At 63.1% G+C, this 25,880-nt stretch carries 31 protein-coding genes and 1 tRNA gene; 23 read left to right on the top strand and 9 right to left on the bottom strand.

The features are described from left to right. Positions 1–160: 160 nt before the first annotated feature. The 9 genes from dapA to V9K84_RS14940 all read left to right on the top strand — a co-directional run bounded on the left by dapA (position 161) and on the right by V9K84_RS14940 (position 7,237). Positions 161–1,039 carry a 4-hydroxy-tetrahydrodipicolinate synthase gene (dapA, locus tag V9K84_RS14980; protein ID WP_043864222.1) on the top strand — a complete coding sequence of 293 codons (879 nt, stop codon included), beginning with the start codon at positions 161–163 and terminating at the stop codon, positions 1,037–1,039. A gap of 17 nt (positions 1,040–1,056) precedes the next feature. Continuing rightward, a complete protein-coding gene (gene bamC, locus V9K84_RS14975; protein WP_043864221.1) occupies positions 1,057–2,172 on the top strand; it encodes an outer membrane protein assembly factor BamC in 1,116 nt (371 codons plus the stop codon). After that, on the top strand, positions 2,173–2,931 hold the full coding sequence (locus V9K84_RS14970) for an MBL fold metallo-hydrolase (RefSeq protein ID WP_043864220.1): 759 nt from the start codon (positions 2,173–2,175) through the stop codon (positions 2,929–2,931). 30 nt (positions 2,932–2,961) lie between these two features. Further along, positions 2,962–3,672 (top strand): phosphoribosylaminoimidazolesuccinocarboxamide synthase, encoded by a 711-nt coding sequence (purC, locus tag V9K84_RS14965; RefSeq protein ID WP_010223163.1) that lies wholly within the window; start codon positions 2,962–2,964, stop codon positions 3,670–3,672. Positions 3,673–3,764: 92 nt separating this feature from the next. Continuing rightward, positions 3,765–3,854 (top strand) — tRNA-Ser (locus tag V9K84_RS14960). A 249-nt stretch (positions 3,855–4,103) separates the two neighbouring features. Further along, entirely contained in the window at positions 4,104–4,229 is a 126-nt protein-coding gene (locus tag V9K84_RS14955; protein WP_254996984.1) for a hypothetical protein, read from the top strand. A 64-nt stretch (positions 4,230–4,293) separates the two neighbouring features. Next, positions 4,294–5,511, top strand: a complete 1,218-nt coding sequence (locus tag V9K84_RS14950; protein WP_054914966.1) for a YcaO-like family protein — start codon at positions 4,294–4,296, stop codon at positions 5,509–5,511. 80 nt (positions 5,512–5,591) lie between these two features. Next, positions 5,592–6,857 (top strand): aminotransferase class I/II-fold pyridoxal phosphate-dependent enzyme, encoded by a 1,266-nt coding sequence (locus tag V9K84_RS14945; RefSeq protein ID WP_088514490.1) that lies wholly within the window; start codon positions 5,592–5,594, stop codon positions 6,855–6,857. A gap of 188 nt (positions 6,858–7,045) precedes the next feature. Further along, positions 7,046–7,237 (top strand): YhfL family protein, encoded by a 192-nt coding sequence (locus V9K84_RS14940; RefSeq protein WP_043864211.1) that lies wholly within the window; start codon positions 7,046–7,048, stop codon positions 7,235–7,237. A gap of 162 nt (positions 7,238–7,399) precedes the next feature. Here the strand turns inward: V9K84_RS14940 and V9K84_RS14935 are convergent, their stop codons facing one another. After that, positions 7,400–7,627: a YdcH family protein gene (locus V9K84_RS14935; RefSeq protein ID WP_043864210.1), complete on the bottom strand. Its 228-nt coding sequence runs from the start codon at positions 7,625–7,627 to the stop codon at positions 7,400–7,402. A 114-nt stretch (positions 7,628–7,741) separates the two neighbouring features. Here V9K84_RS14935 and V9K84_RS14930 point away from each other — a divergent pair, with 114 nt between their 5' ends. The 5 genes from V9K84_RS14930 (at position 7,742) to V9K84_RS14910 (ending at position 12,474) form a co-directional block, all read left to right on the top strand. Next, complete coding sequence (locus V9K84_RS14930; protein WP_058541519.1) at positions 7,742–8,107, top strand: 5-carboxymethyl-2-hydroxymuconate Delta-isomerase; 366 nt, start codon at positions 7,742–7,744, stop codon at positions 8,105–8,107. 200 nt (positions 8,108–8,307) lie between these two features. Next, positions 8,308–9,942, top strand: coding sequence for a phosphoethanolamine--lipid A transferase (locus V9K84_RS14925; protein WP_088514491.1), 1,635 nt, complete (start codon positions 8,308–8,310; stop codon positions 9,940–9,942). A 97-nt stretch (positions 9,943–10,039) separates the two neighbouring features. After that, positions 10,040–11,173 carry a ribonuclease D gene (gene rnd, locus V9K84_RS14920; protein ID WP_043864207.1) on the top strand — a complete coding sequence of 378 codons (1,134 nt, stop codon included), beginning with the start codon at positions 10,040–10,042 and terminating at the stop codon, positions 11,171–11,173. After that, on the top strand, positions 11,170–11,463 hold the full coding sequence (locus tag V9K84_RS14915) for a YcgL domain-containing protein (protein WP_043864206.1): 294 nt from the start codon (positions 11,170–11,172) through the stop codon (positions 11,461–11,463). Before rnd ends, V9K84_RS14915 begins: the two co-directional genes overlap by 4 nt. Before the next feature lie 78 nt (positions 11,464–11,541). Next, positions 11,542–12,474 (top strand): D-2-hydroxyacid dehydrogenase, encoded by a 933-nt coding sequence (locus V9K84_RS14910; protein WP_043864205.1) that lies wholly within the window; start codon positions 11,542–11,544, stop codon positions 12,472–12,474. Between the two features lie 99 nt (positions 12,475–12,573). On the opposite strand, the gene V9K84_RS14905 is transcribed toward V9K84_RS14910, so the two are convergent. Next, on the bottom strand, positions 12,574–13,167 hold the full coding sequence (locus tag V9K84_RS14905) for a nitroreductase family protein (RefSeq protein WP_058541521.1): 594 nt from the start codon (positions 13,165–13,167) through the stop codon (positions 12,574–12,576). 152 nt (positions 13,168–13,319) lie between these two features. Between V9K84_RS14905 and V9K84_RS14900 the strand changes: the two genes are divergently transcribed. Beyond that, positions 13,320–13,766: a YcgN family cysteine cluster protein gene (locus V9K84_RS14900; protein WP_043864203.1), complete on the top strand. Its 447-nt coding sequence runs from the start codon at positions 13,320–13,322 to the stop codon at positions 13,764–13,766. A 23-nt stretch (positions 13,767–13,789) separates the two neighbouring features. Beyond that, on the top strand, positions 13,790–15,010 hold the full coding sequence (locus V9K84_RS14895; protein ID WP_088514492.1) for a hypothetical protein: 1,221 nt from the start codon (positions 13,790–13,792) through the stop codon (positions 15,008–15,010). Here the strand turns inward: V9K84_RS14895 and V9K84_RS14890 are convergent. The 3 genes from V9K84_RS14890 to V9K84_RS14880 form a co-directional block, all read right to left on the bottom strand. Then, the gene (locus V9K84_RS14890) at positions 15,007–15,372 is read right to left on the bottom strand and encodes a DUF2892 domain-containing protein (RefSeq protein ID WP_043864201.1); all 366 of its coding nucleotides are present in this window, start codon (positions 15,370–15,372) and stop codon (positions 15,007–15,009) included. The two genes, V9K84_RS14895 and V9K84_RS14890, sit on opposite strands and share 4 nt — an antisense overlap. Before the next feature lie 66 nt (positions 15,373–15,438). Further along, a complete protein-coding gene (locus tag V9K84_RS14885) occupies positions 15,439–15,909 on the bottom strand; it encodes an RNA methyltransferase (RefSeq protein ID WP_043864200.1) in 471 nt (156 codons plus the stop codon). 65 nt (positions 15,910–15,974) lie between these two features. Next, on the bottom strand, positions 15,975–16,349 hold the full coding sequence (locus tag V9K84_RS14880) for a YajD family HNH nuclease (RefSeq protein ID WP_043864199.1): 375 nt from the start codon (positions 16,347–16,349) through the stop codon (positions 15,975–15,977). A gap of 126 nt (positions 16,350–16,475) precedes the next feature. On the opposite strand from V9K84_RS14880, the gene V9K84_RS14875 reads away from it, so the two are divergent. Beyond that, positions 16,476–16,754, top strand: coding sequence for a hypothetical protein (locus tag V9K84_RS14875; protein ID WP_043864198.1), 279 nt, complete (start codon positions 16,476–16,478; stop codon positions 16,752–16,754). Here the strand turns inward: V9K84_RS14875 and V9K84_RS14870 are convergent. Together V9K84_RS14870 and V9K84_RS14865 are read right to left on the bottom strand one after the other, a co-directional pair. Beyond that, the gene (locus V9K84_RS14870; protein ID WP_088514493.1) at positions 16,751–17,224 is read right to left on the bottom strand and encodes a cyclic nucleotide-binding domain-containing protein; all 474 of its coding nucleotides are present in this window, start codon (positions 17,222–17,224) and stop codon (positions 16,751–16,753) included. The two genes, V9K84_RS14875 and V9K84_RS14870, sit on opposite strands and share 4 nt — an antisense overlap. 136 nt (positions 17,225–17,360) lie before the next feature. Beyond that, positions 17,361–19,412 (bottom strand): S9 family peptidase, encoded by a 2,052-nt coding sequence (locus V9K84_RS14865; protein WP_088514494.1) that lies wholly within the window; start codon positions 19,410–19,412, stop codon positions 17,361–17,363. A gap of 84 nt (positions 19,413–19,496) precedes the next feature. Here V9K84_RS14865 and V9K84_RS14860 point away from each other — a divergent pair, with 84 nt between their 5' ends. The 6 genes from V9K84_RS14860 (at position 19,497) to V9K84_RS14835 (ending at position 23,729) form a co-directional block, all read left to right on the top strand. Next, the gene (locus tag V9K84_RS14860; RefSeq protein ID WP_043864195.1) at positions 19,497–19,988 is read left to right on the top strand and encodes a hypothetical protein; all 492 of its coding nucleotides are present in this window, start codon (positions 19,497–19,499) and stop codon (positions 19,986–19,988) included. A gap of 24 nt (positions 19,989–20,012) precedes the next feature. Continuing rightward, a complete protein-coding gene (locus tag V9K84_RS14855; RefSeq protein ID WP_088514495.1) occupies positions 20,013–20,789 on the top strand; it encodes a class II glutamine amidotransferase in 777 nt (258 codons plus the stop codon). A 12-nt stretch (positions 20,790–20,801) separates the two neighbouring features. After that, a complete protein-coding gene (locus V9K84_RS14850; RefSeq protein ID WP_054914961.1) occupies positions 20,802–21,323 on the top strand; it encodes a DUF2937 family protein in 522 nt (173 codons plus the stop codon). Between the two features lie 71 nt (positions 21,324–21,394). After that, positions 21,395–22,120, top strand: a complete 726-nt coding sequence (locus V9K84_RS14845; RefSeq protein WP_338794410.1) for a 5-oxoprolinase subunit PxpA — start codon at positions 21,395–21,397, stop codon at positions 22,118–22,120. Continuing rightward, positions 22,117–22,812 carry an allophanate hydrolase subunit 1 gene (locus V9K84_RS14840; RefSeq protein ID WP_088514497.1) on the top strand — a complete coding sequence of 232 codons (696 nt, stop codon included), beginning with the start codon at positions 22,117–22,119 and terminating at the stop codon, positions 22,810–22,812. The genes V9K84_RS14845 and V9K84_RS14840 overlap by 4 nt, the downstream gene beginning before the upstream one ends. Then, positions 22,809–23,729: a biotin-dependent carboxyltransferase family protein gene (locus V9K84_RS14835; protein ID WP_088514498.1), complete on the top strand. Its 921-nt coding sequence runs from the start codon at positions 22,809–22,811 to the stop codon at positions 23,727–23,729. The genes V9K84_RS14840 and V9K84_RS14835 overlap by 4 nt, the downstream gene beginning before the upstream one ends. A 40-nt stretch (positions 23,730–23,769) precedes the next feature. Here the strand turns inward: V9K84_RS14835 and V9K84_RS14830 are convergent, their stop codons facing one another. After that, on the bottom strand, positions 23,770–24,948 hold the full coding sequence (locus V9K84_RS14830) for a VWA domain-containing protein (RefSeq protein WP_043864189.1): 1,179 nt from the start codon (positions 24,946–24,948) through the stop codon (positions 23,770–23,772). An 18-nt stretch (positions 24,949–24,966) separates the two neighbouring features. After that, on the bottom strand, positions 24,967–25,812 hold the full coding sequence (locus V9K84_RS14825) for a MoxR family ATPase (RefSeq protein ID WP_043864188.1): 846 nt from the start codon (positions 25,810–25,812) through the stop codon (positions 24,967–24,969). Between the last annotated feature and the right edge of the window lie 68 nt (positions 25,813–25,880).

The following is a 25,880-nucleotide window of genomic DNA, read 5'->3' as shown; positions in this document are numbered from 1 at the left end:
GCGCGTTGTCGGCAGCCCGGCGGGCCGCTGTGTACCGATCAAAGAGAGAAGGGTAGCGAAAATGGTCGCCGAGGGGAATGCTCCTGCCGCCTGCTTCGCTTGTGCAAGCCCTGTGGCGCCAGTACCATTACCGCTCTCTTTTTCCGGCAGGAGCAGCTTCATGATTGCGGGCAGTATGGTGGCATTGGTCACACCCATGGATGCACAAGGGCGTCTTGACTGGGACAGCCTCAGCAAACTCGTGGACTTCCACCTGGAAAACGGCACCCACGCCATCGTTGCGGTCGGTACCACCGGCGAATCGGCGACCCTGGATGTCAATGAGCACATCGAAGTCATCAAGGCCGTGGTCAAACAGGTCAACGGTCGTATTCCGGTGATTGCCGGTACGGGTGCCAACTCCACCAGCGAAGCGGTGCACCTGACCCGCAATGCCAAGGACGCCGGTGCCGACGCCTGCCTGCTGGTGGTGCCTTACTACAACAAGCCGACCCAGGAAGGCCTGTACCAGCACTTCAAGCACATTGCCGAAGCCGTCGACATCCCGCAGATCCTCTACAACGTGCCCGGCCGTACCGCCTGTGACATGCAGGCCGAGACCGTGATCCGTCTCTCGAGCGTGCCGAACATCATCGGCATCAAGGAAGCCACCGGCGACCTCAAGCGTGCCAAGGCGATCCTGGATGGCGTGAGCAAGGATTTCATCGTGCTGTCCGGCGATGATCCGACCGCCGTCGAACTGATCCTGCTGGGCGGTAAAGGCAACATCTCGGTGACCGCCAACGTCGCCCCGCGCGAAATGGCCGACCTGTGCAACGCCGCTCTCGAAGGCAAGGCCGACGAGGCCCGCGCCATCAACGAAAAACTGATGCCCCTGCACAAGGACCTGTTCGTCGAAGCCAACCCGATTCCGGTGAAGTGGGCTTTGGTCGAAATGGGCCTGATGCACAAGGGCATCCGCCTGCCGCTGACCTGGCTGAGCGAATCCTGTCACGATACGGTACGCCAGGCCATGCGCCAGTGCGGCCTGAAGTTTTAATTGAGGACGTACACCGCATGAAGCGATTGGCTGGTCTTTCCGCCCTTGCCTTGATCATCTCCAGCACCAGTGGTTGTGGCTGGCTCTGGGGCGAAGAGGGTTACTTCCGTGACCGGGGCAGCGATTATCTGGAGGCCACTCAAAAGCCGCCGATGCAGCTGCCGCCGGATGTCAGCAACGTCAAGCGCCTTGACCCGCTGCTGCCGATTCCGCGCAACGTCGCCGACGACAACGTCAAGGGCGAGTTCGAAGTGCCGCGTCCACAGCCGTTGGCGGCAGGTGCCGACATCAGCGATTTCAGCCTGCAGAAGAGCGGCGCTTCGCGTTGGGTCCTGGCCCAGCGCGCCCCGGCCGAGGTGTGGCCGGTGGCCCACCAGTTCTTCGAGGACAACGGCTTCCGCATCGCCGAAGAGCGCCCGCAGACCGGCGAGTTCAGCACCACCTGGCAGCGTTTCGACGAGTTGTCGGCGTCCATGGCCCAGCGCCTGGGCGGTGTTGCAGGCAGCAGCAACAATGAAATCCGTGCCCGGGTTCGCATCGAGCCGGGCGTACAGCGCAATACCAGTGAAGTCTATGTGGTGACCGTCGAGCGTGCTGCCGGCAGCACCGCCGAACAGGACTTCCCGGCACGCGCCGAGAACACCGGTGTGGACGCTGCACTGGTCGACGAAATGCTTGCCAGCATGACCCGCAGCGCCGAGAAGGGCGGTTCGGTATCGCTGCTGGCGGCCCGTGACTTCGATACCCCGAGCCGTGTCAGCCTGAGCGAAGACGGTAGCGGCAACCCGGTACTGAACCTGGGCGCCGACCTCGATCGCGCGTGGTCCAGCGTCGGCCGTGCCCTGGAACAGGGCGAATGGCGGGTTGAGGACATCAACCGCAGCCTGGGCCTGTACTACATCAACCTTGCCGAAAAAGCCGAGGCCAAGGACCAGGAGCCTGGTTTCTTCAGCCGCCTGTTCGGCAGCGCGCCGAGCAAGGAAGAGCGTGAAGCCCGCGCCGAGCGCTATCAGGTACGCCTGAGCAAGGTGGGTGACAGCGTGCAGGTGACGGTCGAGAAGAACATCAACACCGTGGCCCCGGCCGATGTGGCCCGTCGCGTGCTGAGCGTCATCCAGGACAACCTGGGTTAAGTGCGCTTCGCCGTACTCGGAAGTGGCAGCCAGGGAAATGGCACGCTGATTGTCAGTGGCAGTACCTGCGTACTGGTCGATTGCGGGTTCTCCCTGCGCGAAACCGAGCGGCGTCTGGCGCTGCTCGGCGTGTCGGCGGCGCAGTTGAGCGCGGTGCTGGTGACCCACGAGCATGCCGACCACGTGCATGGGGTGGGTTTGCTGGCGCGGCGCTACAATGTGCCGGTGTACCTCAGTCGTGGCACCTTGCGCGGGATGCGCAAGCCCGTGGAGCCCAGCGGCTTCCTGGCAGCTGGCGATACCCTGCAGCTGGGTGCATTGAGCATTGCCGCCGTTGGCGTCAGCCACGATGCGCTGGAGCCCTTGCAGTATGTGTTCAGCGATGGCCGCCGCCGGTTTGGCGTGCTGACCGACCTGGGCTCGTACGACGCGGCCCTGCTCGACAGCTATCAGGGCCTGGACGCCTTGCTGATCGAAGCCAACCATTGTCGCGACATGCTGGGCCGCGGGCATTACCCGATGTTCCTCAAGCAGCGCGTGGGTGGCGACTACGGACATTTGAACAACCACCAGGCCGCGCGCCTGGTGTCGGAGTTGGGCTGGCAGAACCTGCAGCACCTGGTGCTGGCCCACCTCAGCAGCAAGAACAACCTGCCACAGCTGGCCCGGCAATGTTTCGTCGACGCCCTCGGGTGTGACCCGGACTGGCTGCAAGTGGCGAATCAGGATTACGGGCTCGACTGGCGCGAAATCGCCTAGCCCATTTCAATTTAGCAAGCGGAGCCCATCATGGAAAAACGTGAAGAACTCTACCGCGGCAAAGCCAAGTCGGTGTACAAGACCGACGACGCCGACCGCTTGATCCTGCTGTTTCGCAACGACACCTCGGCGTTCGACGGCAAGCGTATCGAACAGCTCGACCGCAAGGGCATGGTGAACAACAAGTTCAACGCCTTCATCATGCAGAAGCTTGAAGAAGCCGGCATTCCAACCCAGTTCGACAAGCTGCTGGGCGACAACGAATGCCTGGTCAAGAAGCTCGATATGATTCCGGTCGAGTGCGTGGTGCGCAACTACGCAGCCGGCAGCCTGGTCAAGCGCCTGGGCGTGGAGGAGGGCATCAAGCTGGAGCCGTCGACGTTCGAGCTGTTCCTCAAGAACGACGAGAAGGGCGACCCGTTCATCAACGAATCCCACGTGGTTGCGTTCGGCTGGGGCACCGCCGAGCAGCTGGTGAAAATGAAGGCGCTGTCGTTGAAGGTCAACGAAGTGCTGAGCAAGCTGTTCGACGACGCTGGTCTGCTGCTGGTGGACTTCAAGCTCGAGTTCGGCGTGTTCCATGGCGAGATCGTGCTGGGTGACGAGTTCAGCCCGGATGGTTGCCGCCTGTGGGACAAGGAAACCCGCAAGAAGATGGACAAGGACCGCTTCCGTCAGGGTCTGGGCGACGTGATCGAAGCCTACGAAGAAGTTGCCAAGCGTCTGGGCGTGCCGCTGTAAGCGCGTGACTGACGCAAGCGCCTGATACCACGCGAATTTTTTTCACAAGAAGCTTTGCGTTTGGGAAAACTGCTGGTATCATGCGCGCCACTGGAGAGATGCCGGAGTGGCCGAACGGGACGGATTCGAAATCCGTTGTACTGGCAACAGTACCTAGGGTTCAAATCCCTATCTCTCCGCCATACATGCAAGAGCCCCTGAAACCTACGGTTTCAGGGGCTTTTTGCTTTTCGCGTGCGCACAGCAATTGTGCGTAGGAAACACTGTTCCCTGTTTCGGCGCATTCTGGCACTCAAGTAACACCCCATAAACCACGTATTCACGCCTGGAGTCAGGACTTTTCCTATGGGCAGTGAAAGTGGCCGGTATTACTCTCGACCTGCACCTGAAAACAAGTGCGCACATGAATCCATCATGAAAAGGATATTTCCATGGGTAAGTACTGCTGCATGTATATCAACGAGTTCAAGGTCGACCAACCTGCTGAAGACGAAGTGGACAGCGTCAAGCTGGAAGAAGAGTTCACGCCAGAAGAAGCTGCTGTACTGGCTGAGTGATGAAAATGAATGAGGCGCTTGCTGCGCCTCATTTTTCTTTCAGCGTATATGGAAATTCCAGCCGATGAACATGATTGCTCCCGAACGAACGTTGTCATTGCAAGATGCAGAAAGTGTGATAGATCAGCACTTTATCAACGAAGGAATACAGGTAACCCTGAACCGTTACGGTAGCCCGCTGTCCAGCACTGTGGCCACGCTTGAATTCCCCTTTGACAGCCGTGACATGGAGTCTGTCGGCTGCGGAAAAGGGTATGAAGCAGAGGCGCGCATCGGCGCCAAGTATGAAGCGTATGAACATAGCATGGGGCCACTTCAACTACGCTCCCATAGCGCCTTGCAGTGTTTTGATTCGGTTGTTTCCCAACCGGCCCTGCAGGACGTACTGCCGGTGCAGATGCTTCGTCATTCGAAGACTGCACAGATGGCTGTCATCCACTTTGCGGCGCATGAAGCATCAGGCGGCGCTGATCTGCACTACCCGTCATTCCTGATCAATCATCAGTATGCCAATGAAGCCATCGCTGGCGATGATACCGACTATGGCGCTGCGCGCCGATATTCCTGTGGTACGGGTGTGGCAGCAGGCTACGGGTTCGCCGAGGCGGCGATACATGCCGCGAGCGAAGTCATAGAGCGCCACGGTATCGGCCGCTTTATTGCACAGCACTTCTTTTACGAGTGCAAAACACCCATAAGAAAGATCGCTCACGCCTCGATGCCGCAAGCATTGCTGCAAACCTTGCGCGATGCGCAAGGTGCCATCGGGGCCTCGATCGAAGTGTTCGACGCCACCAGCCAGATACCCTATCCCGTTTTCATTGCCTATTGCCCAGACAAGACAATCGCCGATGTGCATGTGGTTGGCGGTGGCTGTTCGCTGTACCCGAGCCACGCCGCGGCACGCGCCATCAAGGAGCTGGTGCAGCAATACAAAGTCGCCGAAGGCCTGGAAGAGGTCACCCGGGAATGGACAGGTTCAAGGAACAACCTGGCACGGCACCCACGGCTGCTGCGGTGCCTGCGCCTGGCGTTTGATTCGACGCAGCGCGCCAGGATGACATCTGCCCCCATGCCACGCGACCCGGACAGAATGCCACTGGATCAACATTTGCTGCACCTGAAGCACGAGTGCTTCAAGGCGGATCATCCCATCTGGGTAAAGGAGCTGCATTGCAGCGCGGCCCAAGTGAGCCTGGCCTGTGCCGTCATGCCGAAAATGGAAAGGTTCTCCATCGTCTCGCTGGGTGGAAAAGTGGTGCCTTGCTACAAGTACGAGTAAACGGCACCACCCTCAGGTCGCCAGGGGCAGGTCATCATCAACGGGCTGGATCAGCCCTCTCTTTCGGAATCAGGCCATTCATGAGCCCAACCAAAAACGTGAGCCCGCGTGAACGGCAGCGCCGTGATTATCTGCTGTCTTCGCCACTCGGCGCTGCTACCCGCGCGATCCACCTGGGGCAACATGAGGCGGGCCTGGATCAGTTTCCAGTGCCCGCACTGATCTGCAATTCCGCGGCACTGTTGGACTCCGTAGAAGCGGGGAGGGACATGCTCGGCAATGCAGAGGAGGAAAACTTTGCCTACCAGCGCTACGCCAACCCCACCGTTTCCGTCCTGGAGGCGAAGTTTCGTGCCATCGAACACTGCGCCTACAGTCTGGCAGTCAACAGCGGAATGACCGCCTGCCTGCTGGTCTTTCGCGCGCTGCTTGGTGCAGGTGACCATGTCATCGTGCCCCGCGGCCTGTTCTATGAAGTGATCGAACAGCTTGAGCATGAAACACGTCAGCGTGGCATGACGCTGTCGGTCATTGAAGCGTACGAAACGGCGGCGTTTCAGGCGGCCCTGCGGCCCGACACCAGAATGATCTTTATCGAGGCACCCACCAACCCGGCTTTTCTGGACATCAATATTGCGGAACTTTCGAAACTTTGCATGAAGAACGCCGTTCTTCTGGTTGTCGACAATACCTTTCTAACGCCACTTTGCCAGAAGCCGTTGTCGCTGGGGGCGGCAGTGACCTTGTATTCCACCACCAAGCATATCAATGGGCACGGTGATGTAATGGGCGGGATGGTAAGTACCAATGACCCGGATCTGTTCAAGGCATTGAAGTCTCACAGGGAAAGTGCCGGGCTGATCCTCGACCCGTTTTCGGCCTGGCTTACGGTGCGTGGTTTGAGAACACTTGCGCTCAGATTGAAAAAGCATGCCGACAATGCACTTGCGGTCATTGCCATGTTGAATCAGGAGTTTCCCACGTTGCAATGGCGTGCCGTATGGTCGACCAGGAGCGCACAGGCCAACGGCATTGATCCGTCATTGCATACAGGTCTTATTGCCATTGTGCTGCCTTCGCAGGAAGCGGGCACAATCTTTGTTAGTCAACTGCAATTGATACGAACAGGTACCACCTTCGGGAACATTGAATCCCTGTGTTATCACTACGGTAGTTTTGCCCGAGCAGGCGGCACCGACCTGGAGCGAATGGGCGTACCTCGCGGGTTGGTCCGGATCTCTGTGGGGCTGGAAGACACCGACGATATCAATGCAGACATCAGGCGCGCACTGCGCCTTGCCATGCTCACCGAAGCCTCGGCAGCAGGCGAAGTGTCGCTGGTGTGAAGCTCGAGAATCTGAGCCGAAAATCAGAATGACCGTCGAAGTCGATTCGCAGGCCCTGCCCGGGCAACTAGCACGAACGTTCCATAAGACTTTGAAAGGTGTAACAAATCTTTTGATTTATTGTGCTGACCTCCCTACAATCGCCGCGCCATCAGTAAGACGGCGAATCGTAATTTAAGGGATTTAGAATGAAAAAGTTTATCAAGGCATCGGTCGCAATCGCTGTTGTTTCGGGTGTTGCTCTGCTGTCCGGTTGCACTGGCCAAGTGTACAACCAGCCAAAGAACTGCTCGTACGATTACCTGTTCCACCCTTCGGTTTCCATCTCCAAGGTTATTGGTGGCTGCGGTCCAATCGACAAACTGCCGCAGCAGCAGTAAGTTTGGCGTGATCAGGCCATTGCGGCCTGATCAAGAAACCCCGACACGCCAAGTGTCGGGGTTTTTTTTGGCTTGCCAATTACCTGGCACAAAGTTGATGTCAAAATGATATTAACTGTTGTGTCAACTAAGATTTATCCAGCACGGCAAGCGGTACAACGCCTAGGCTTTGAGATGGTCGACGATCTCATCCTTGGTCAGCAGCCGTTTCTTGCGCAGTTCCGTCACCTGATCGTCTGTGGCGCTGCCGCTTTCTGCCTCGACTACTTGGGCGTCGATCGCGTTGTACTTCTCGTGCAACGTACTGAGCCGCGGGTCGGTTTTCTTTTTTTCGTCGAAGGCTTCCCTGGTCAGATTCAGGTCTGCAAGCAAATCGTGTTTGACCGGCATCTCTTCACCTCTGCTGATAGGTTGGTGGGCATGAACCTTCAGGATAGACGCGTTTGCCGCCCCCCGCAGATGGGGTAGTCTGTCGAATCATTTACCCCGACGGACGCCCGAGTCATGCCCCATCTGCACCTGGAATACAGCGCCAACCTGCGCGAGCTTGAAGTCGACAAGGTTCTGCTGCGCCTGAATCACGCGCTGGTCGGCAGTGGTCAGTTCGCCCAGGAACTGGATATCAAGAGTCGCGCGCGCGCCTTCGAACATTTTCGTGTGGGCGTGGCCCCGGTCGAGCGGGCATTTGTCTGTGTGCGGCTGTCGCTGCTCAGCGGCCGCTCCCCGGAGGTCAAGAAGCAGCTCTCGGGCAGCCTGCTCGAGGTGCTCAAGGATGCGGTGGTCGAGGTGAGCGGTCGCGAGCTTCAGTTGAGTGTCGAGCTGGTCGACATGGACCGCGACAGCTACGCCAAGGTGCTGTTGCCCGCCTGACCGCTGTTCGGGGGCAGGGCGACAAGGCCCTGTTCCTGAATAAAGGCTGAACAAGAAGTGTTCTGCCCTTCGTTCAATAAAGTGCAATTATTTGTTGGCGTCTTTTTCACGAAAAATTGATGGCACCCTGCCTACAGTCCGCCTTGTTTTTAATTGATGTTGCAATGACATCGTCCCGGACTTTCAAGAAGCGAAGCGCCATGTTCAAGTTAAAACCCCTGCGTGCCGAATGGGTAACGTTGATCGCCAGCCTGTACCTGTTGATCGGTTTCAACGCGGTGCTGTGGCAGCATGTTTTCAGTATCGTGCCGGGGGATGCCCCGGGCCTGGTGCTGCGCCTGGCGTTTGCCGTGCTGGTGTTCTGCGCGTTCAACCTGGTGCTGACCCTGGTGGCCTTCCGGCCCGTGCTCAAGCCGGTGCTGACGGGGTTGTTCCTTGTCAGCGCGGGGGTGGCCTACTTCATGAACCGCTACGGCGTGCTGATCGATGTGGGCATGTTGCGCAATACCATGGAAACCAATGCTACCGAAGTGCGTGATCTGCTCTCGTTCACGTTGGCCGGCTATATCCTGTTACTGGGCGTAGTGCCGAGTATTCTTTTATATAAAACCCCGATTCTTTATCGCACCTTCCCCCGCGAGTTGTTGAGCAAGTTGGTGGTCGGTACGGCCAGCGCAACAGTACTGGGCGCGGTGGCATTGCTCAATTACCAGGGGCTTTCCTCGTTGTTTCGCAATCACCATGAACTGCACCTGATGGTCGTGCCCAGCAACTATGTCGGCGCCGCAGTAGCCTATGTCAGCGAGCAGCTAGGCAGCGCGCATGTACCGTTGCGCCGCATTGGCGAAGATGCCGTGCGCCCGCTGGCGGTAACGCCCCAGGCCCGCAAGTCGTTGACCGTGCTGGTGGTGGGCGAGAGCGCCCGCGCTCAGAACTTCGGCCTGCTCGGTTACGACCGCGATACCACGCCTCAGCTGAGCAAGGAGGCGGGGCTGGTGGCCTTCAGCGACGTGCATTCGTGCGGCACCGAAACGGCGGTGTCGGTACCCTGCATGTTCTCCACCTTCACCCGCAAGCAGTATGACGCCAGCAAGGCTAGGAACCAGGAGGGCCTGCTCGACGTGCTGCAGCGTGCCGGCATCGCGGTGCACTGGCGCGACAACCAGTCCGGCTGCAAGGGCACCTGCGATCGCGTGGCGTTCGAGGATGTCAGCAACCTCAAGGACCCGGCCCTGTGCGCCGACAGCGAATGCCACGACGAAATCCTGTTGAAGGGGCTGGAGGCGATGCTAGACAACCTGCAGCAGGACACCGTGCTGGTACTGCACCAGATGGGTAGCCACGGGCCGGAGTACTTCAAGCGCTACCCCAAGGCCTACGAGCGTTTCACCCCGGTGTGCCGCAGCAATGCCCTGGACAAGTGCGACCGCCAGAGCATCATCAATGGCTACGACAACACCCTGGTGTACACCGACCACGTGCTGGCCACGCTGATCGACGTCTTGCGCAGTCGCCAGGACAAGGTCGATACCGCCATGCTGTACCTGTCCGACCATGGCGAGTCGCTGGGTGAGTACAACCTGTTCCTGCACGGCACGCCCTACATGCTCGCTCCCGAGCAGCAGAAGCACATACCGATGCTGGCGTGGTTTTCCGATGGCTATCGCAAGGACTACGCCGTCGATACCGACTGCCTGCAGCGCTCGCGCAACCAGCCGCTGAGCCAGGACAACCTGTTCCATTCGATGCTCGGCCTGCTGCGGGTGCACACCTCGGTGTACGACCCGCAACTGGACATGTTCGCCAGTTGCCGTCCGGTGGTCGCTACACACTGACCGCGTGCGCAGGCTGGCGAGGGAACGGCGGTCGAGCGGTTTCCCGGCGGTGGCCTGCGCCGTATATACTGCGCGCCATTGTTCGTGGGAGAGCCTTGTGGCCATCGATATTCACTGGATTTGCGACGACCGCAGCCTGGCCGAGCACTGCCGACAGTGGCGGCAGTTGCCTTATGTAGCGCTTGATACCGAATTCATGCGGGTTGACACGTTTTACCCCATCGCCGGTTTGATCCAGGTCGGCGACGGGCAGCGTGCCTTTCTGATCGATCCGTTGCTGATCGGCGACTGGCAGCCGCTGGCCGAGCTGCTCGAAGACAGCGCCGTGACCAAGGTGCTGCATGCCTGCAGCGAAGATCTCGAAGTGCTGATGCGCCTGACCGGCAGCCTGCCGGCGCCGCTGTTCGACACCCAACTGGCCGCCGGCTACCTGAATCTCGGGTTCTCCATGGGCTATTCGCGACTGGTGCAGGAAGTACTCGGCATCGAGCTGCCCAAGGGCGAGACCCGTTCGGACTGGCTGCAGCGCCCGCTGTCGGAAACCCAGGTCAGCTACGCCGCCGAAGATGCCGTGCACCTGGCCGAAGTCTACGAGCGCCTGCGCCCGCAGCTGTCCGAAGACAAGAATGCCTGGGTGCTGGAAGACGGCGCCGAGCTGGTGGCCCAACTGCGCCGCGAAACCGACCCCTACGAGCTGTACCGTGATGCCAAGCTGGCCTGGAAGCTGTCGCGTGCGCAACTGGCGGTACTGCGCGAGCTGTGCGCCTGGCGCGAACGCGAGGCGCGTGCGCGCAACCTGCCGCGCAACCGGGTGCTGCGCGAGCAATCGCTGTGGCCTCTGGCCCGTACCCAGCCCGACAATCTGTCGGCCCTGGCCAAGATCGAAGACATGCACCCGCGCACCATTCGCCAGGATGGCGAGTTCCTGCTCGAGCTGATAAAGAAGGCCGCCAGCGTGCCGCCCAGCGAGTGGCCGCCGGCCCTGCCCGAGCCCTTGCCGATCGAGGCTTCGGCGCTGCTCAAGCAGCTGCGTGCCATCGGTCAGGCCGAAGGCGAGCGCCTGGGCATCGCGCCCGAACTGATGCTGCGCAAGAAAACCCTCGAGGCGCTGCTCAAGAGCGGCTACCCCAACGGGCCCTATCAACTGCCTGATTCGTTGCGCGGCTGGCGCCGCGAGCGGATGGGCCAGGCGCTGCTCGATTGCCTGGCCGGCACCGGAGACCAGCCATGAAACGTATCTGCTCGATCTACAAGAGCCCGCGCAAGAATGAAATGTACCTCTACGTGCTCAAGGCCGATGGCCTGGAGCGCGTGCCCGAGGGGCTGCTGCCGGCCTTTGGCAAGCCGGTGCATGCCTTCGACCTGGTGTTGACCCCCGAACGCCAACTGGCCCGCGAAGACATCACCCAGGTGCTGGCCAATCTGGAGAAGCAGGGCTACCACCTGCAGATGCCGCCACTTGAAGACGAGTACATCGAGCATCTTCCCGAAGAGCTGTTGCGGCGCAACGATCCGGTCTGAGCTTTTTTCTGTCTTGCATGGCGCGGCCCGCGCAGTGAGCGGGCCAGCGCCGTGGTTTATGCCAAGGTTATCCAAAACATGCGCGTTCTGATCGTTGAACAGGATCATGCCCTTTACGCTCGCCTGCTGCGCGAGATGGCACCGGACCTCGAGGTAGTGACCAGCGGCGACTCTGCCGAACTGTCGAAGCTGGCAGCAGAGTGCCCGGTGTGGCTCGGCCAGCCCGATCTGCTGGCCACCCTGCTGCGTCAGGGCCACGGCCCTGCCTGGGTGCAGTCGACCTGGGCCGGCATCACCCCGCTGCTGGTCGACGGCTTGCCGCGTGGCTATCGCCTGACGCGGGCGGTGGGCATCTTTGGCCAGGTGATGGCCGAGTACGTGCTCACCTACATGCTCGGCCATGAGCGCGAGGTGCTCGCGCGCGTGCTCAGCCAGGTGGAACGCAAGTGGGACGGGCGCCTGGGGCGCAGCCTGGAAGGGCGGCGCGTGCTGATCGTGGGCACCGGTGACATCGGCCAGCAGGTTGCCGAGTTCCTGCTGCCCTTCGGTGTCACCTTGTATGGCGTGGCCAGCCAGGCCCGCGTACAGGCGCCGTTTGTCGAGGTGGCCGGCCTGGATGAGCTGGGGCGGTTGGTGGGCGAGGTGGATTATGTGGTCAACCTGCTGCCCGACACGCCTGCCACGCACGACCTGTACAACGCCGCGCTGTTCGCCAGGTTCAACCCCCAGGCGCTGTTCATCAATGCCGGGCGTGGGGTGTCGGTGGTCGATGCCGACCTGGTCGAGGCGCTGAAGCTGGGGCACCTGGCGGGCGCGGTGATCGATGTATGCCGCCAGGAGCCGCTGCCGCAGCGTCATCCGTTCTGGACCGCCTGGGGCCTGCTGCTGACCGGGCACAGCTCGGCGCCGACTTCGCCGACGGCGATGGTGCGTTTGTTCGTGGAGAATCTGCGGGCATACGAGGCGGGGCAGGCGTTGCGTGGCGAGGTGGATTTCGAGCGGGGCTACTGACTGAAACCGCGTCGCAGCCGTCGTTGGCAAGGCCGGCGCCTACAGGAGATCCTTTAGGCGCCGGCCTTGCCGGCGAACGGGGCGCCGCGAACTTCAGCCCTACAGGCTGAAATCACCCTCGGCCGCCAGCTCGCTCAACGGCTTGCGCGGGCTTGGCACTTCACGGGCCTGCAGGTACTCGGCCAGGCTGGCCTTGTCGCCCAGCTTGCCGATGGCGACCATCGCATGCAGTTCATAGCCGTCCGGAATCTTCAGCTCCTTGCGCGCCAGCACTTGGTCGAACCCGGCCATGCCGTGGGTATGCCAGCCACTGATGCTGGCCTGCAACGCCAGGTGGCCCCAGGCCGAGCCGGTGTCGAAGGTGTGCCACAGCGCCGGGGTTTCTTCGCTGGCGCCTGGGGCGGTAAAGGTGGTCTTGGAAATCACCAGCACCAGCGCCGAGGCGTGCTGGGCCCAGCTGCGGTTGAATTCGTTGAGCAGGCCCAGGAAGCGCTCCCAGTTCGGCGTGTCACGGCGCGCGAACAGAAAGCGCCATGGCTGCGAGTTGTAAGCCGAGGGGGCCCAGCGCGCCGCTTCGAAGAAGCTCAGCAGGGTGTCTTCGGCAATCGGTTCGGCGGTAAACGCCCGGGGCGACCAGCGCTGGATGAACTGCTCGGCAATGGCATAGTCGGCAACGCGAGGGTTGGCACTCATGGAGGGGTTCCTGACGGGGTGGGAAAACACACAGCCTGTCAAACTACTGCGTGGCGCCAGCCCTGACAAGCGGTCTGGCAAAGCCCGGCCACACGCCCTAGACTGGCGCCGCCACGCGCGCGCACTTGAATTGAAACAGGACAAAACGCACCATGCCTGCCACCCAACCCTTCTGGATCAGCAAGCCCCTCGATCAGCTCGATCGCCAGGAGTGGGAGTCGCTGTGCGATGGGTGCGGCCTGTGCTGCCTGCAAAAGCTCGAGGACGAAGACGACAACAGCGTCTACTACACCAGCATTGCCTGCAAGCTGCTCGACCTCAAGACCTGCCAGTGCAGCGATTACCCCAACCGCTTTGCCTCGGTACCCGACTGCATCCAGCTCACCCCGGGCAAGGCCGACCAGTTCAAGTGGCTGCCGCCCACCTGTGGCTATCGGTTGGTCAGCGAGGGCAAGGACCTGCCCAGCTGGCATCACCTGGTCAGTGGCGATCGTGAGCAGGTGCACAAGCAACGCATTTCGTGGTCTGGCCGCATGCTCAGTGAAGACAGCGTGGCCGAAGACGATTGGGAAGACTATCTGATTTTCCGCGCCGGCTGAGGCTGCGGCGCAAGGGGATGTGAATGGAGATACGTCGCTGTTTGCTGGGGGCTGCGCTTTTGCTGGCGAGCCATGGCGCTTGGGCGAAGAAGGTCGACCTGGATTACCACGTGCGCCTGTTGCCCCAGAGCGGGCAGGCCGAGGTGCGCCTGACCCTGGCCGACGGCGCAGCGGTGCGCAGCCTGGATTTCGACCTGGGCAAGGAAGCCGTCTACAGCGATTTCAAGGCCGATGGCGCCTGGCAGTTGCAGGCCGGAGCACGCCGTGGCCTGTGGCAGCCGGGGGCGGGAGTGTCCAGCCTGAGCTACCGGGTACAGCTTAACCATGCCCTGAAGAACGCCGGCTACGACAGCCGCATCACTGCGCAATGGGCCTTGTTCCGGGGCGATGACCTGGTGCCTGCCGCACGCCTCGACCAGCAGGACGGCACCGAGCTGGTCGCGCGTCTGGTGTTCGAGTTGCCGGGCGACTGGAAGAGTGTCGAAACGCCCTGGCCGCGGATTGGCAAGCAGCGTTTCCGCATCGACAACCCTTCGCGCTTGTTCGACCGGCCTACCGGCTGGATGCTCGCCGGCAACCTGGGCAGCCGGCGCACCCGTCTGGGCGAGACCGAGGTCACCGTCGCCGGGCCCCAGGGCCAGGGCCTGCGGCGCATGGACACCCTGACCCTGCTGACGTTCGTGTGGCCACAGCTGCAGAGCGTGTTCCCGCGCAACCCGCCCAAGCTGCTGCTGGTGGGCGCCCGCGACCAGTTGTGGCGCGGCACCCGGGCCGGCTACCACTCGATCTACCTCAACAGCAATCGCCCATTGGTCAACGAGAACGGCAGCAGCCCGTTGTTGCGCGAACTGGTGCGGGTGTTCGCCCAGGTCAACGACCAGGAGCGCAGTGACTGGATTGGCGAGGGGCTGGCCGAGTACTACGGCATCGAACTGCTGCGCCGTGCCGGCGGCATCACCGACGACCGCTACCAGGCGGTTCAGGCCCGGCTGGCCAGGCAAGGTGAAAAGGTCACCACGCTGCGCGGCGAGCAGATCACCGATGCGGGGGTGGCCCGTGCGGTGTTGCTGCTGCAGGCGCTGGACCGCGAGATCCGCCTGCACACGCATAACCAGCGTTCGCTGGACGACGTGACCCAGGGCCTGATGCGCCTCAACAGCGTCAGCACCGCGGAGTTCATCCAGCTCAGTGAAAACGTGCTGGGACGTGGCTCCGAGGTGCTGGACACCAAGCTGTTGCGTTAGGCCTTGGGGCTTTTGAGCGAGTCGTTGCCGGTGACCGTGGCGCTGTGGGTGGCCGCTTGCGCATTGGCCTTCAGCACGCTGAGCTCTTCACCGGTGCGTTCGATCTTGCTGCGGATCTGATCCAGGTCGCGGCGCCCGCGCTCGATCAGGCTCTTGGCCGAACTGTGTCCGGTGATGCCCCGGGCCAGCGCCACGCCGCCGATGGCGATCTGGATCAGGCCGAAGAAACCGCCGCGACGCAGCCCCTTGCCGACCATCACCACACCCGTGGCCAGGGAGCCAGCGCGCTCCCAGCCTTGCACGTTGTGTTCGGTCTTGCTCTGAAACGGTGTGGCCAGGGTCAGGGTCTTGTTCTGGGACATGGTCGTACTCCTGTGGGGGCATGGATAGTCAGCAGACCGCCAGGGCCGCCAGGACGTTCCCGCGGATTACTTGAATTTGGGCCCGGAGCGGGTGTTCAGGCCCTTGGCCATGCGGTCGTAGAGCACCACGTTGACGGTGGCAGCGAGGTTCATGCAGCCATTGGTCGGGATGTAGATGGTCTCTTCGCACCAGGCGCGTACGTCGGCATCCAGCGAGCCGTCTTCAGGGCCGAAGATGTAGATCGCGCGGTCGGGGTGGGTGTATTCGGGCAGCGGGCGGGCGCCCTCGACCAGTTCGACGGCAACCGGTGTGCAGCCCAGCGGGATGATCTTTTGCAGGTCGTCGATGCCGATCAGCGGGATGTCATAGTGCACCCGCTTGGTGTCGGTGACGAAGTCGCGGGCGCGCTCGTAGCGCTTGCCGGTGTAGAACACCGAGTTCACGCCATAGCAACCCGCCGCACGCATCACCGAACCGACGTTCTCCGCTGATTTGGGGTTGAACAGACCAATGCAGCTGTACCGTTTGTTCGCCACGTGCCGGGGCCCTTGAGAAAAAAGACGCGATTATACGGGCTTGCCGGCACGGGTGGGGCGCAGGGTCAGTCTTTCTTGAGCAGCCCGGCCAGCCCGGCGAATGGGTTATGGGTGGCCTTGGCGATGCTTGGGCTGGCGGTGGAGCCTTCGCTGAAGTACTGCTGGTCGGTGTAGCGCGAGTGCTCGTTGTCGTGGCAGTACAGGCACAGCAGTTCCCAGTTCGAACCGTCCTGGGGGTTGTTGTCGTGGTTGTGGTCGCGGTGGTGCACGGTCAGTTCGCTCAGGCGCTTGCCGGCGAATTCGCGGGCGCAGCGGCCGCACACGTGGGGGTACATGCGCAGGGCCTTGTCGCGGTAGCCCATTTCCTTGTCGCGCTTGGCATCGGCGAGGATGCGGTCCAGCCGCGCGGTGGCGGCGGCGGAAGAGGTTGCCGAACTCATGGTTGTACCTTTCTCGGGCTTGTTACGGTTATGCCGTGAAGTTTAGCGCCATGACGGGCATTTCGGACAGGCAAACCGCAGCGCTTGCGCGTAGCCTGTAGGCAGCACTCTCCAGGAGCCCGCCCCATGCGCCATGCGAGCATTGCCCTGCTGTTGATTGCCTGGCTCGGCCAGGCCCAGGCTGCGGACCTGCAGCCACGCACCCTCGCACCGGTACCGGGTGCACCGGGTACGCCCACGCCCACCCCTTACCCGCAGGTGGCCCCGTCGACCATCCCTCGTGCAGGTCAGGGCTCGTCGGGTGCGCCGCTGTTGCCGCCGATTCCCTTGCCCAGCCCGCCGAAGGACCAGCCGCTGCCAGGGCTTGCGCCGGATGCCGGCAAGGACAAACCGCGCGAGGGCTAGACCTGCTGCGAGAGACGCTGGCCGTCGAGCATGCGCAGGCGACGCGACAGTGCCACGGCCAGGGCGCGGATGATCTTGGCGGCCACCTTGGGCGTTTCGTTGAGCATTTTTTCTAGTGAGTCCTTGCCCAGGTTGAGCAGTTGACAGTCGCTGGCGGCCACGCAGCTGGCCGATCGGCGTTCGCCGTCCAGCACCGCCATCTCGCCAAAGGCGCGGCCCTTGCGCAGGGTGGCGATCTCCACCTGATGCTCGTCGGGGTCGGTCTTGCGTACCGATACCTGGCCCGAGTGGATGATGCACATGAAGGTGCCGGCATCGCCTTCGTGGAAGATTTCCTCGCCCTGGGCGATGGTGCTGATGCTGAAGTAGCCGGCAGCGGTCTGAAAGTCAGGCGGCAGCAGTTGGTCGAACAGGCCGCAGTCCATGAGCATGTCGCGAATTTCGTTGTTCAGGGAGGTCGGGTCGGGCATCGCGGTTGGTCTTTTTCTTGGAGGTTTGTGGTGTCTGGTTTTCGCCGTCAAGGCCGGCTCCTGCAATGGCCAGTGCATAGCTTGCAGGAGCCGGCCTTGCCGGCGAATTGCTGATTCAGACAACAGAAATCCTGAATTACACCAGGCCCAGCACTTTAAATACGAACGCGTACTCCAGTGCCACGTCCTTGAGCCCCTGGTAGCGCCCGCTCATGCCGCCATGTCCGGCGCCCAGCTCGGTCTTGAGCAGCAGCAGGTTGTCATCGGTCTTGTGCACGCGCAGCTTGGCCACCCACTTGGCCGCCTCCCAGTACTGCACGCGGCTGTCGTTGTAACCGGCCACCACCAGCAGGGCAGGGTAGGCCTGGGCCTTCACGTTCTCGTAGGGCGCATACGCCTTGATGCGCGCGTGCACCTCGGGCTCCTGCGGGTTGCCCCACTCGTCATACTCGGTGACGGTCAGGGGCAGATCGGGGTCGAGCATGGTGTTGAGCACGTCGACGAACGGCACCTCGGCAATCGCCGCCTTGAACAGCTCGGGACGCTGGTTGAGCACCGCGCCGATCAGCAGCCCGCCGGCACTGCCGCCACTGATCGCCAGGTGCTCGGCATCGGTCACGCCGGTGGCGATCAGGTGTTCGGCGCAGGCGATGAAGTCGCTGAAGGTGTTGGGCTTGTGCTCCTGCTTGCCGGCCCGGTACCAGGCCTCGCCCAGTTCGCCGCCGCCGCGCACGTGGGCAATGGCGAAGGCCACGCCGCGCTCCAGCAGGCTCAGGCGCGCATGGGAAAACCACGGGTCCAGGCTTTCGCCGTAGGCACCGTAGCCGTACAGGTACAGCGGCACCGGCTTGCCGAGGTCCTCACGGCGCTGAACCAGGCTGATCGGTACCTGCGTGCCGTCGCCGGCGGTGGCCCACAGGCGCTGGCTGACGTAGGCGTCGGGGTCGAACGGGCCGAGCACCGGGGTCTGCTTGAGCACCTGCTGCTGACCATCGGCAAGCGTCAGCTGGCGTACCTGCGCAGGGCGGTTCAGCGCCTCGTAGCGCAGACGGATGCGTGGGCTGTCGAACTCCAGGCTGTCCTGCACGTACAGGCTGTAGGCTGCATCCGGCAGTTCGACGCGGTAGGCGGGCAGGCCGTGGGGGCGCACCTCGATGATCGGCAGGCCGCCCTCGCGCAGGCTCAGGGTCAGGGCGCTGGCGTTCAGGGTCAGCCCCTCGAGCATCACGGTGTCGCGGTGCGGCACCAGTACCTGCCACTGCTCGTGGGTTGGCAGGGTGTCGGCCGGGCCGTGGAACAGGGCGAAATTGATGCCTTGCTGGTTGCTGCGGATGAACCAGTGCCAGTGGCCGTTTAACTGGCCATGGTCAGGGTAGTACTCATGGCCTTCGACCCGTGGTGCCAGGCAGGTGAACGCCTGTTCCGGGGTGTGCGCATCCAGTACCCAGGCCTCGCTGGTGGTCTTGCTGTTGAGCAGCAGGATCAGCTGGCGCTCGGAGCTGGCGCGGTAGCAGTGCAGGAAGAAGCGACCGTCGGCCTCCTCGAACACCTGCACCGCCCCTTGGGTGCCCAGGCGATGACGCATCAGCCGGTGCGGGCGGTGGGTGTCGTCCAGTTCGGCGAAGAACAGCGTCTGGCTGTCGTTGGCCCAGGTCATGCTGCCGTCGCAGTCTTCGAACGGCAGCTGCTCGACCGCGCCGCTGGCAAGGTCCTTGACGTACAGGGTGTAGACCTCGTCGCCGCTGGTATCCAGGCTGTAGGCCAGGCGCTGGTGGTCGGGGCTGATGTTGAAGGCGCCCAGGCTGAGGAAGCCGCCGGCGGCCAGCAGGTTGGGGTCCAGCAGCAGCTCTTCGCGGCTTTCATCGACCGTCGGCGAATCGTCGGCCGGGCGTGGGCAGCGGTAATGACGCGGGTACTCGTCGCCGGCGGTGGTGCGGGTGTAGTAAAGGTAGGGGCCCCAGGGCGAGGCCAGCGACAAGTCGGTTTCGAGAATGCGGCCACGGATCTCTTCGAACAGCTGCTCGCGCAACCCGGCCTGGTCGGCCAGTTGCGCCTCCTGATAGGCGTTTTCCGCGTTCAGGTAGGCCAGCACCTCGGGGGTGTCCCGGGCCTGCAACCAGGCATAGGGATCGGTGCCGGCATCCTGGCGGGCGATCGGGGCTTGGGGGGCGTTGGCAGCTGCGGACATGCGGGGTTCTCTTTGCTGGGGCGCGCCTGCGCGCTGAAAAGTCGTTATCATAAGCATCTATTTGCCTAGCTTGCCACGGACGCCATGACCGAGAACGATTATCTGCTCGCCTGGGGACTCTATGCCCTGGCCGCCCTGGGTTGCCTGCTGGTGGGCTTTCGCCTGACCGCGTGGATGTGGCGCTGGTTGCGCGAGCCGCTGCGGGTGATCATGGCAGTGCTGCTGCTGACCCCGACCATCATCGACCCGGTGAAGGAGAAGTTCGCCCCGGCCATCGCCATCACTGCCCTGGACCTGGCCTTCAAGGTCGGCAACAACGTGCTGCGCGCCGCGTCCGACCTGGCCATGTACGGCATGATCGCGTTCATCCTGTATGGCGTGTTCGTGCTGCTGCGCTGGCCGCTGGAGCGCCGTGCCAAGGCCCGCCGCGCCGCTGCCGAAGCCGCCGCCAGGCGCGATGCCGACGAGCCGCTGGACGACCAGCCGTTCGCCGCCGACAGCCGTGACCGCTACCGCAGCGAACCCCCTGAAGCACCCGCCGGCGGCAGCCGCGAGCGCCTCGAACCGCGTTTGTAAGATCCGCCCTGGAGCGACCCCTGCATGTGTGAATTACTGGGCATGAGCGCCAATGTCCCTACCGATATCGTGTTCAGCTTCACCGGGCTGATGCAGCGTGGCGGACGTACCGGGCCGCACCGTGACGGCTGGGGCATCGGCTTCTATGAAGGCCGTGGCCTGCGCCTGTTCCAGGACCCGGCGGCCAGCTGCGAGTCGGAAGTCGCCAACCTGGTGCAGCGTTATCCGATCAAGAGCGAGGTGGTCATCGGCCACATTCGCCAGGCCAACGTGGGCAAGGTGTGCCTGTCCAACACCCACCCGTTCGTGCGCGAACTGTGGGGGCGCAACTGGTGCTTCGCACACAACGGCCAGCTGGGCGACTTCCAGGGGCAACGCACCTTCTACCGCCCGGTTGGCGATACCGACAGCGAGGCCGCCTTCTGCGACCTGCTCAACCGCATCCGCGAGGCATTCCCCGAACCGGTCGAGGTCGAGGAGCTGATCCCGGTGCTGGTGCAGGCCTGCGCCGAGTTCCGTGGCAAGGGCGTGTTCAACTGCCTGCTCAGCGATGGCGACTGGCTGTTCTGCTTCTGTTCGACCAAGCTGGTACACATCACCCGGCGCGCACCGTTCGGCCCGGCGCGGCTCAAGGACGTGGACATGATCGTCGACTTCCAGGCCGAGACCACGCCCAACGATGTGGTCACCGTCATTGCCACCGAGGCCTTGACCGAGGACGAGATCTGGCGCCGCTACGAGCCTGGCCAGTGGGGCCTGTGGCGGCGCGGTGAATGCATTGCCCAGGGTCAGGCCAGCTAAGGATCAGCCTTCATGTTCAGAAGTTACCTGCGTTTGCTGTTGTTTACCTTCGGCCTGCTGGTCGGTGTGCAGATCCCCGGGCTGATCAACGATTACACCCAGCGGGTCGAGGCGCACCTGCTCGAATCGCGCGAGGGCCTCAAGGGCTTCAATCAGACCGCGCAGCGCTTTTTCAATGGCGACCTGCAGGCGCTGGTACGTCACTACCGTGCCAGCGACGACCCGGTGTTCAACAGCGATGCCGACAGCATCGACAGCCTGGTGGCGCGCAATCGCCTGCTCGAAGAAGAGTGGCAGACCCTGCAGCGCCCGTGGCTGGTACGCACCTGGCACGTACTGGTGGCGGCCGACCCGGCCTTGCGCGAGGAAACCCTCAAGGGCTACAGCTACCAGATCCTGCTGGCGCCCGAGGCGATGGCCTGGGGCCTGGCCAGCGCCATGCTACTGGCACTGGTGATCGAGAGCCTGCTGATGCTGATCGGCTGGGCGATCCTCGGCGGTCGGCGCAAGCCGGTGGAGCCGAGCTGGCGCTAGACGGCCTCCGGGCCGCCCCCCCACCCGACACAGGAGCAACGCGCGTGAGCCGCCTGCTACTCAATTGCGACATGGGTGAAAGTTTCGGCAGCTGGAGCATGGGGCTGGATGCCGAAGTGATGCCCTTTATCGATTGCGCCAACATCGCCTGCGGTTTTCATGCTGGCGACCCGGGCATCATGCGCGCCACCGTGGCGCTGGCCGTGGCCGGGGGCGTGCTGGTGGGGGCGCACCCGGCGTACCAGGACCTGGCCGGTTTCGGGCGCCGCTCGATGGCCTGCAGCAATGAAGAGATTCGCGACCTGCTGCATTACCAGATCGGCGCGCTGGACGGTATCTGCCGTACCCAGAAGACCCAGGTGGCCTACGTCAAACCCCACGGCGCGCTGTACAACGACATGATGGCCGAGCCGGGCAAGCTGCGTGCGGTGATCGAGGCGGTGGCCGCCTACGACCGCAGCCTGCCGCTGATGCTGATGGCCACGGCCGACAATCGCGCGGCCCAGGCACTGGGTGACGAATATGGCGTCACGTTGTGGTTCGAGGCCTTTGCCGACCGTGCCTACGACCCCGCCGGACGCCTGCTGTCGCGGCGCCTGCCCGGTGCCGTGCACCACGACCCGGCCCTGATCGTCGAGCAGGCCCTGCGCCTGGCACGGGGCGAACCGCTGGTTGCCAGTGATGGCAGCGCAGTGCGCCTGCAGGCCCATACGCTGTGTGTGCATGGCGACAATGCCAGCTCGGTGGCTGCGGTGCGGCAGATTCGTCAGGCTCTCGATGCGCAGGCGGCGCCATGAAGTGGCGCGTCGAGGTGGTTGCTGTCGATTGCCTGATGGTGCGCCTGTTCGATGCGATCGATGAGTCCAACATGCCCTGGATGCTCGCTGCCACCCAGCGTCTGCGTGCAGCCTTTGCGGCGCAGCTGATCGATCTGGTGCCGTCGTACACCACCGTGATGGTGCATTTCGACCTGTCGCCCACCCAGGCCCGCGAGCGTATCGCGCAGGCGCTCGAAGGTCTTCGCCCCGACGAGGGCGGGGCAGGGCAGCGCCACGACATTGCGGTGTGGTACGACCCCAGCGTCGGGCCCGAGCTGGCCTTGCTGGCGCAGCGCAGCGGCGATTCCGTGGGGGGGGTGATCCGCCGCCACAGCGCGCGTGAGTACCAGGTGTTCGCCCTGGGCTTCGCCCCGGGTTTCGCGTTCATGGGGCTGGTCGAGGAGGCGCTGGCCGCGCCGCGCCTGGCCACCCCGCGCAAGCGCGTGGCAGCCGGCAGTGTGGGCATCGCCGAGCGCCAGACGGCGGCCTACCCGGCGGTGTCGCCCGGGGGCTGGAACCTGATCGGGCGTACCCCCAGCCGCCTGTTCGATCGCCAGCGTGAGGGCTACAGCCTGCTGCAGCCGGGCGACCGGGTGCGCTTCGTGGCGGTGGAGCGTGCCGAATTCCTTGCACTCGGCGGCGACGACACGCCCCTGCAGGTGTCGCCGTGAGCCGCTTGCTGATCGAGGCCAGCACGCCGCTGTGCCTGTTGCAGGATGCCGGGCGCTTTGGCGTGCGCCACCTGGGCGTGACCCAGGGCGGTGGTCTGGACTGGGTATCGATGCGCTGGGCCAACTGGCTGCTGGGCAATGCACCGCAGGCGGCGGTGGTGGAAATCACCCTGGGCGGGCTGACGCTGGTGGCCGAGCAGGCGTGCTGCCTGGCACTGGCCGGTGCTGACCTGGGCGCACGGCTCGACGACCAGCCGCTGGCGCCGTGGCGCAGTTTCGTGATGGACAAGGGGCAGCGCCTGCAGTTCACCCAGCCGCTGCAGGGTGTGCGGGCCTACCTGGCGGCGCCAGGGGGATTCGCTGCGCCGCAGGTGCTGGGCAGTTGCGCTACGGTGGTGCGCGAGGAGCTGGGCGGGCTGACGGGACTGGGCAGGGCATTGGCCCGAGGCGAGTGCCTGGGCTACGCCGGCAACGCGCCGGGTGTGCGTGAGGTGCCCGAAGGGCTTCGACCCGTGCCTGGTACCTGCACCGTGCTGGACCTGGTGATGGGGGCGCAGATCGGCGAGTTTGCCGGGCAGAGCCTGTTCGATGCCTTCAACCGCGACTGGACCCTGGACACCCGCGCCGACCGCATGGGCATGCGCCTGCTGGGCCCGGCGTTGCAGTATCAGGGGCAGCCGATGATCTCGGAGGGGATACCGCTGGGCGCGGTGCAGGTACCGCCGGATGGGCAGCCGATCGTGTTGCTCAATGATCGGCAGACGATTGGCGGCTATCCGCGATTGGGGGCGCTGACCCCGCTGGCGCTGGCCGGCCTGGCGCAGTTGCTGCCGGGGCGTGTGGTGCGGTTGCGGGCCGTGGTGCAGGAGATGGCATGGCGAGAGCAGCAGGTTTATCTGCAGAGGTTTGCCGACTGACAGGGCCTCTTCGCCGGCAAGGCCGGCGAAGGGTTCACCGCTACTTGGAGAGAAACCGCATCCCTTCCTCCAGCCCGCGCAAGGTCAGCGGGAACATCCGGTCCTCGACCAGCTCGCGCACGATGTTGGTCGAAGCGGTATAGCCCCAGGTGTCCTTGGGGTAGGGGTTTATCCAGATCAGCTTCTTGTACTTCTCCATGAAGCGGCGCATCCACACATACCCGGCTTCCTCGTTCCAGTGCTCCACGCTGCCACCGGGCTGGGTGATCTCGTAGGGCGCCATGGCCGCATCGCCCACGAACACCACCTTGTAGTCGGCGCCGTACTTGTGCAGCAGGTCCATGGTCGAGGTGCGCTCGGAGGTGCGGCGCAGGTTGTTCTTCCACACCGACTCGTACACGAAGTTGTGGAAGTAGTAGTACTCCAGGTGCTTGAACTCGGTCTTGCAGGCCGAAAACAGCTCTTCGCAGATCTTCACGTGGGCGTCCATCGAACCGCCGATGTCGAACAGCAGCAGCAACTTCACGCTGTTGCGCCGCTCCGGACGCATCTGGATGTTGAGCAGCCCGGCATCGCGCGCGGTGTGGTCGATGGTGCCGTCGATATCCAGCTCTTCGGCCGCGCCCTGACGGGCGAACTTGCGCAGCCGGCGCAAGGCCAGCTTGATGTTGCGCGTGCCCAGTTCCACCCCGTCGTCAAGGTTCTTGTACTCGCGCTGGTCCCATACCTTGACCGCCTTGCCCTGGCGCTTGCCGGCATCGCCCACGCGAATGCCCTCGGGGTTGAAGCCGCCCGAGCCGAACGGGCTGGTACCGCCGGTGCCGATCCATTTGTTGCCGCCGGCATGGCGTTCCTTCTGTTCTTCCAGGCGTTTCTTGAACGCTTCGATCAGCTTGTCCAGACCGCCCAGGGACTGGATCTGCGCACGCTCTTCATCCGTCAGGGAACGCTCGAATTCCTTGCGCAGCCAGTCTTCGGGGATCAGCGCCTCCAGGTGGTGGTCGAGGTTTTCAAGGCCCTTGAAGTAGGCCGAGAAGGCCCGGTCGAACTTGTCGAAGTGGCGCTCGTCCTTGACCAGGATGGCGCGCGCCAAATAGTAGAACTCGTCCATGTCGGCGAAGATCACCCGCTGCTTCAAGGCATTGAGCAGGTCGAGCAACTCGCGTACCGACACCGGCACCTTGGCCGCGCGCATTTCATTGAACAGGTTCAGCAGCATGGCAATGACCCCGTTGGCTCAGCGGTTGCCGCGCCGGCTCATGAACGCCAGGCGCTCCAGCAACTGCACGTCCTGCTCGTTCTTGACCAGCGCACCGGCCAGCGGCGGGATGGCCTTGGTCGGGTCGCGCTCGCGCAATACCGCTTCGCCGATGTTGTCGGCCATCAGCAGCTTGAGCCAGTCGACCAGCTCGGAGGTGGAGGGTTTTTTCTTCAGGCCCGGCACCTTGCGCACGTCGAAGAACACGTCCAGCGCCTCGCTGACCAGGTCCTGCTTGATGTTGGGGTAGTGCACGTCGACGATCTGCTGCAGCGTGGCGCGATCGGGGAAGGCGATGTAGTGGAAGAAGCAGCGACGCAGGAAGGCGTCGGGCAGTTCCTTCTCGTTGTTGGAGGTAATGATGATGATCGGGCGCTGTTTGGCCTTGATGGTCTCGTCGATCTCGTAGACGTAGAACTCCATCTTGTCGAGTTCCTGCAGCAGGTCGTTGGGGAACTCGATGTCGGCCTTGTCGATTTCGTCGATCAGCAGGATGACCCGCTCCTCGGCTTCGAAGGCCTCCCACAACTTGCCCTTTTTCAGGTAGTTGCGCACGTCGTGCACCTTGTCCACGCCCAGCTGCGAGTCGCGCAGGCGGCTGACCGCATCGTACTCGTAGAGGCCCTGGTGGGCCTTGGTGGTGGACTTGATGTGCCAGGTGATCAGCTTGGCACCGAAGGCTTCGGCCAGTTGCTCGGCGAGCATGGTCTTGCCGGTGCCGGGTTCGCCCTTGACCAGCAGCGGGCGCTCCAGGGTGATCGCCGCGTTGACGGCCAGTTTCAGGTCATCTGTGGCGACGTATGCGCTGGTGCCTTCGAACTTCATGTACCGATCCTCAAAAAATGGTCATGCGGTGACTATCATGCGACGACTATAACGCGGGGCTTGCGTGG

The organism is Pseudomonas sp. AE27 (genome assembly GCF_037113495.1).
Lineage (GTDB): Bacteria > Pseudomonadota > Gammaproteobacteria > Pseudomonadales > Pseudomonadaceae > Aquipseudomonas > Aquipseudomonas palmensis.
The sequence above is the reverse complement of the archived record's forward strand: the minus strand, read 5'-3'. Positions and strand labels throughout refer to the sequence as shown.

Bases quoted from the DNA above. Each gene is read 5' to 3' on its own strand.
- dapA (WP_043864222.1), top strand. From the start codon at position 161: ATGATTGCGGGCAGTATGGTGGCATTGGTCACACCCATGGATGCACAA.
- V9K84_RS14945 (WP_088514490.1), top strand. From the start codon at position 5,592: ATGAGCCCAACCAAAAACGTGAGCCCGCGTGAACGGCAGCGCCGTGAT.
- V9K84_RS14870 (WP_088514493.1), bottom strand. From the start codon at position 17,224: ATGCCCGACCCGACCTCCCTGAACAACGAAATTCGCGACATGCTCATG.
- bamC (WP_043864221.1), top strand. From the start codon at position 1,057: ATGAAGCGATTGGCTGGTCTTTCCGCCCTTGCCTTGATCATCTCCAGC.
- V9K84_RS14910 (WP_043864205.1), top strand. From the start codon at position 11,542: ATGCGCGTTCTGATCGTTGAACAGGATCATGCCCTTTACGCTCGCCTG.
- V9K84_RS14950 (WP_054914966.1), top strand. From the start codon at position 4,294: ATGAACATGATTGCTCCCGAACGAACGTTGTCATTGCAAGATGCAGAA.
- V9K84_RS14895 (WP_088514492.1), top strand. From the start codon at position 13,790: ATGGAGATACGTCGCTGTTTGCTGGGGGCTGCGCTTTTGCTGGCGAGC.
- purC (WP_010223163.1), top strand. From the start codon at position 2,962: ATGGAAAAACGTGAAGAACTCTACCGCGGCAAAGCCAAGTCGGTGTAC.
- V9K84_RS14930 (WP_058541519.1), top strand. From the start codon at position 7,742: ATGCCCCATCTGCACCTGGAATACAGCGCCAACCTGCGCGAGCTTGAA.
- V9K84_RS14905 (WP_058541521.1), bottom strand. From the start codon at position 13,167: ATGAGTGCCAACCCTCGCGTTGCCGACTATGCCATTGCCGAGCAGTTC.
- V9K84_RS14850 (WP_054914961.1), top strand. From the start codon at position 20,802: ATGTTCAGAAGTTACCTGCGTTTGCTGTTGTTTACCTTCGGCCTGCTG.
- V9K84_RS14940 (WP_043864211.1), top strand. From the start codon at position 7,046: ATGAAAAAGTTTATCAAGGCATCGGTCGCAATCGCTGTTGTTTCGGGT.
- V9K84_RS14880 (WP_043864199.1), bottom strand. From the start codon at position 16,349: ATGAGTTCGGCAACCTCTTCCGCCGCCGCCACCGCGCGGCTGGACCGC.
- V9K84_RS14845 (WP_338794410.1), top strand. From the start codon at position 21,395: ATGGGTGAAAGTTTCGGCAGCTGGAGCATGGGGCTGGATGCCGAAGTG.
- V9K84_RS14935 (WP_043864210.1), bottom strand. From the start codon at position 7,627: ATGCCGGTCAAACACGATTTGCTTGCAGACCTGAATCTGACCAGGGAA.
- V9K84_RS14875 (WP_043864198.1), top strand. From the start codon at position 16,476: ATGCGCCATGCGAGCATTGCCCTGCTGTTGATTGCCTGGCTCGGCCAG.
- V9K84_RS14915 (WP_043864206.1), top strand. From the start codon at position 11,170: ATGAAACGTATCTGCTCGATCTACAAGAGCCCGCGCAAGAATGAAATG.
- V9K84_RS14840 (WP_088514497.1), top strand. From the start codon at position 22,117: ATGAAGTGGCGCGTCGAGGTGGTTGCTGTCGATTGCCTGATGGTGCGC.
- V9K84_RS14825 (WP_043864188.1), bottom strand. From the start codon at position 25,812: ATGAAGTTCGAAGGCACCAGCGCATACGTCGCCACAGATGACCTGAAA.
- V9K84_RS14890 (WP_043864201.1), bottom strand. From the start codon at position 15,372: ATGTCCCAGAACAAGACCCTGACCCTGGCCACACCGTTTCAGAGCAAG.
- V9K84_RS14830 (WP_043864189.1), bottom strand. From the start codon at position 24,948: ATGCTGCTGAACCTGTTCAATGAAATGCGCGCGGCCAAGGTGCCGGTG.
- V9K84_RS14860 (WP_043864195.1), top strand. From the start codon at position 19,497: ATGACCGAGAACGATTATCTGCTCGCCTGGGGACTCTATGCCCTGGCC.
- V9K84_RS14855 (WP_088514495.1), top strand. From the start codon at position 20,013: ATGTGTGAATTACTGGGCATGAGCGCCAATGTCCCTACCGATATCGTG.
- V9K84_RS14925 (WP_088514491.1), top strand. From the start codon at position 8,308: ATGTTCAAGTTAAAACCCCTGCGTGCCGAATGGGTAACGTTGATCGCC.
- V9K84_RS14955 (WP_254996984.1), top strand. From the start codon at position 4,104: ATGGGTAAGTACTGCTGCATGTATATCAACGAGTTCAAGGTCGACCAA.
- V9K84_RS14900 (WP_043864203.1), top strand. From the start codon at position 13,320: ATGCCTGCCACCCAACCCTTCTGGATCAGCAAGCCCCTCGATCAGCTC.
- V9K84_RS14865 (WP_088514494.1), bottom strand. From the start codon at position 19,412: ATGTCCGCAGCTGCCAACGCCCCCCAAGCCCCGATCGCCCGCCAGGAT.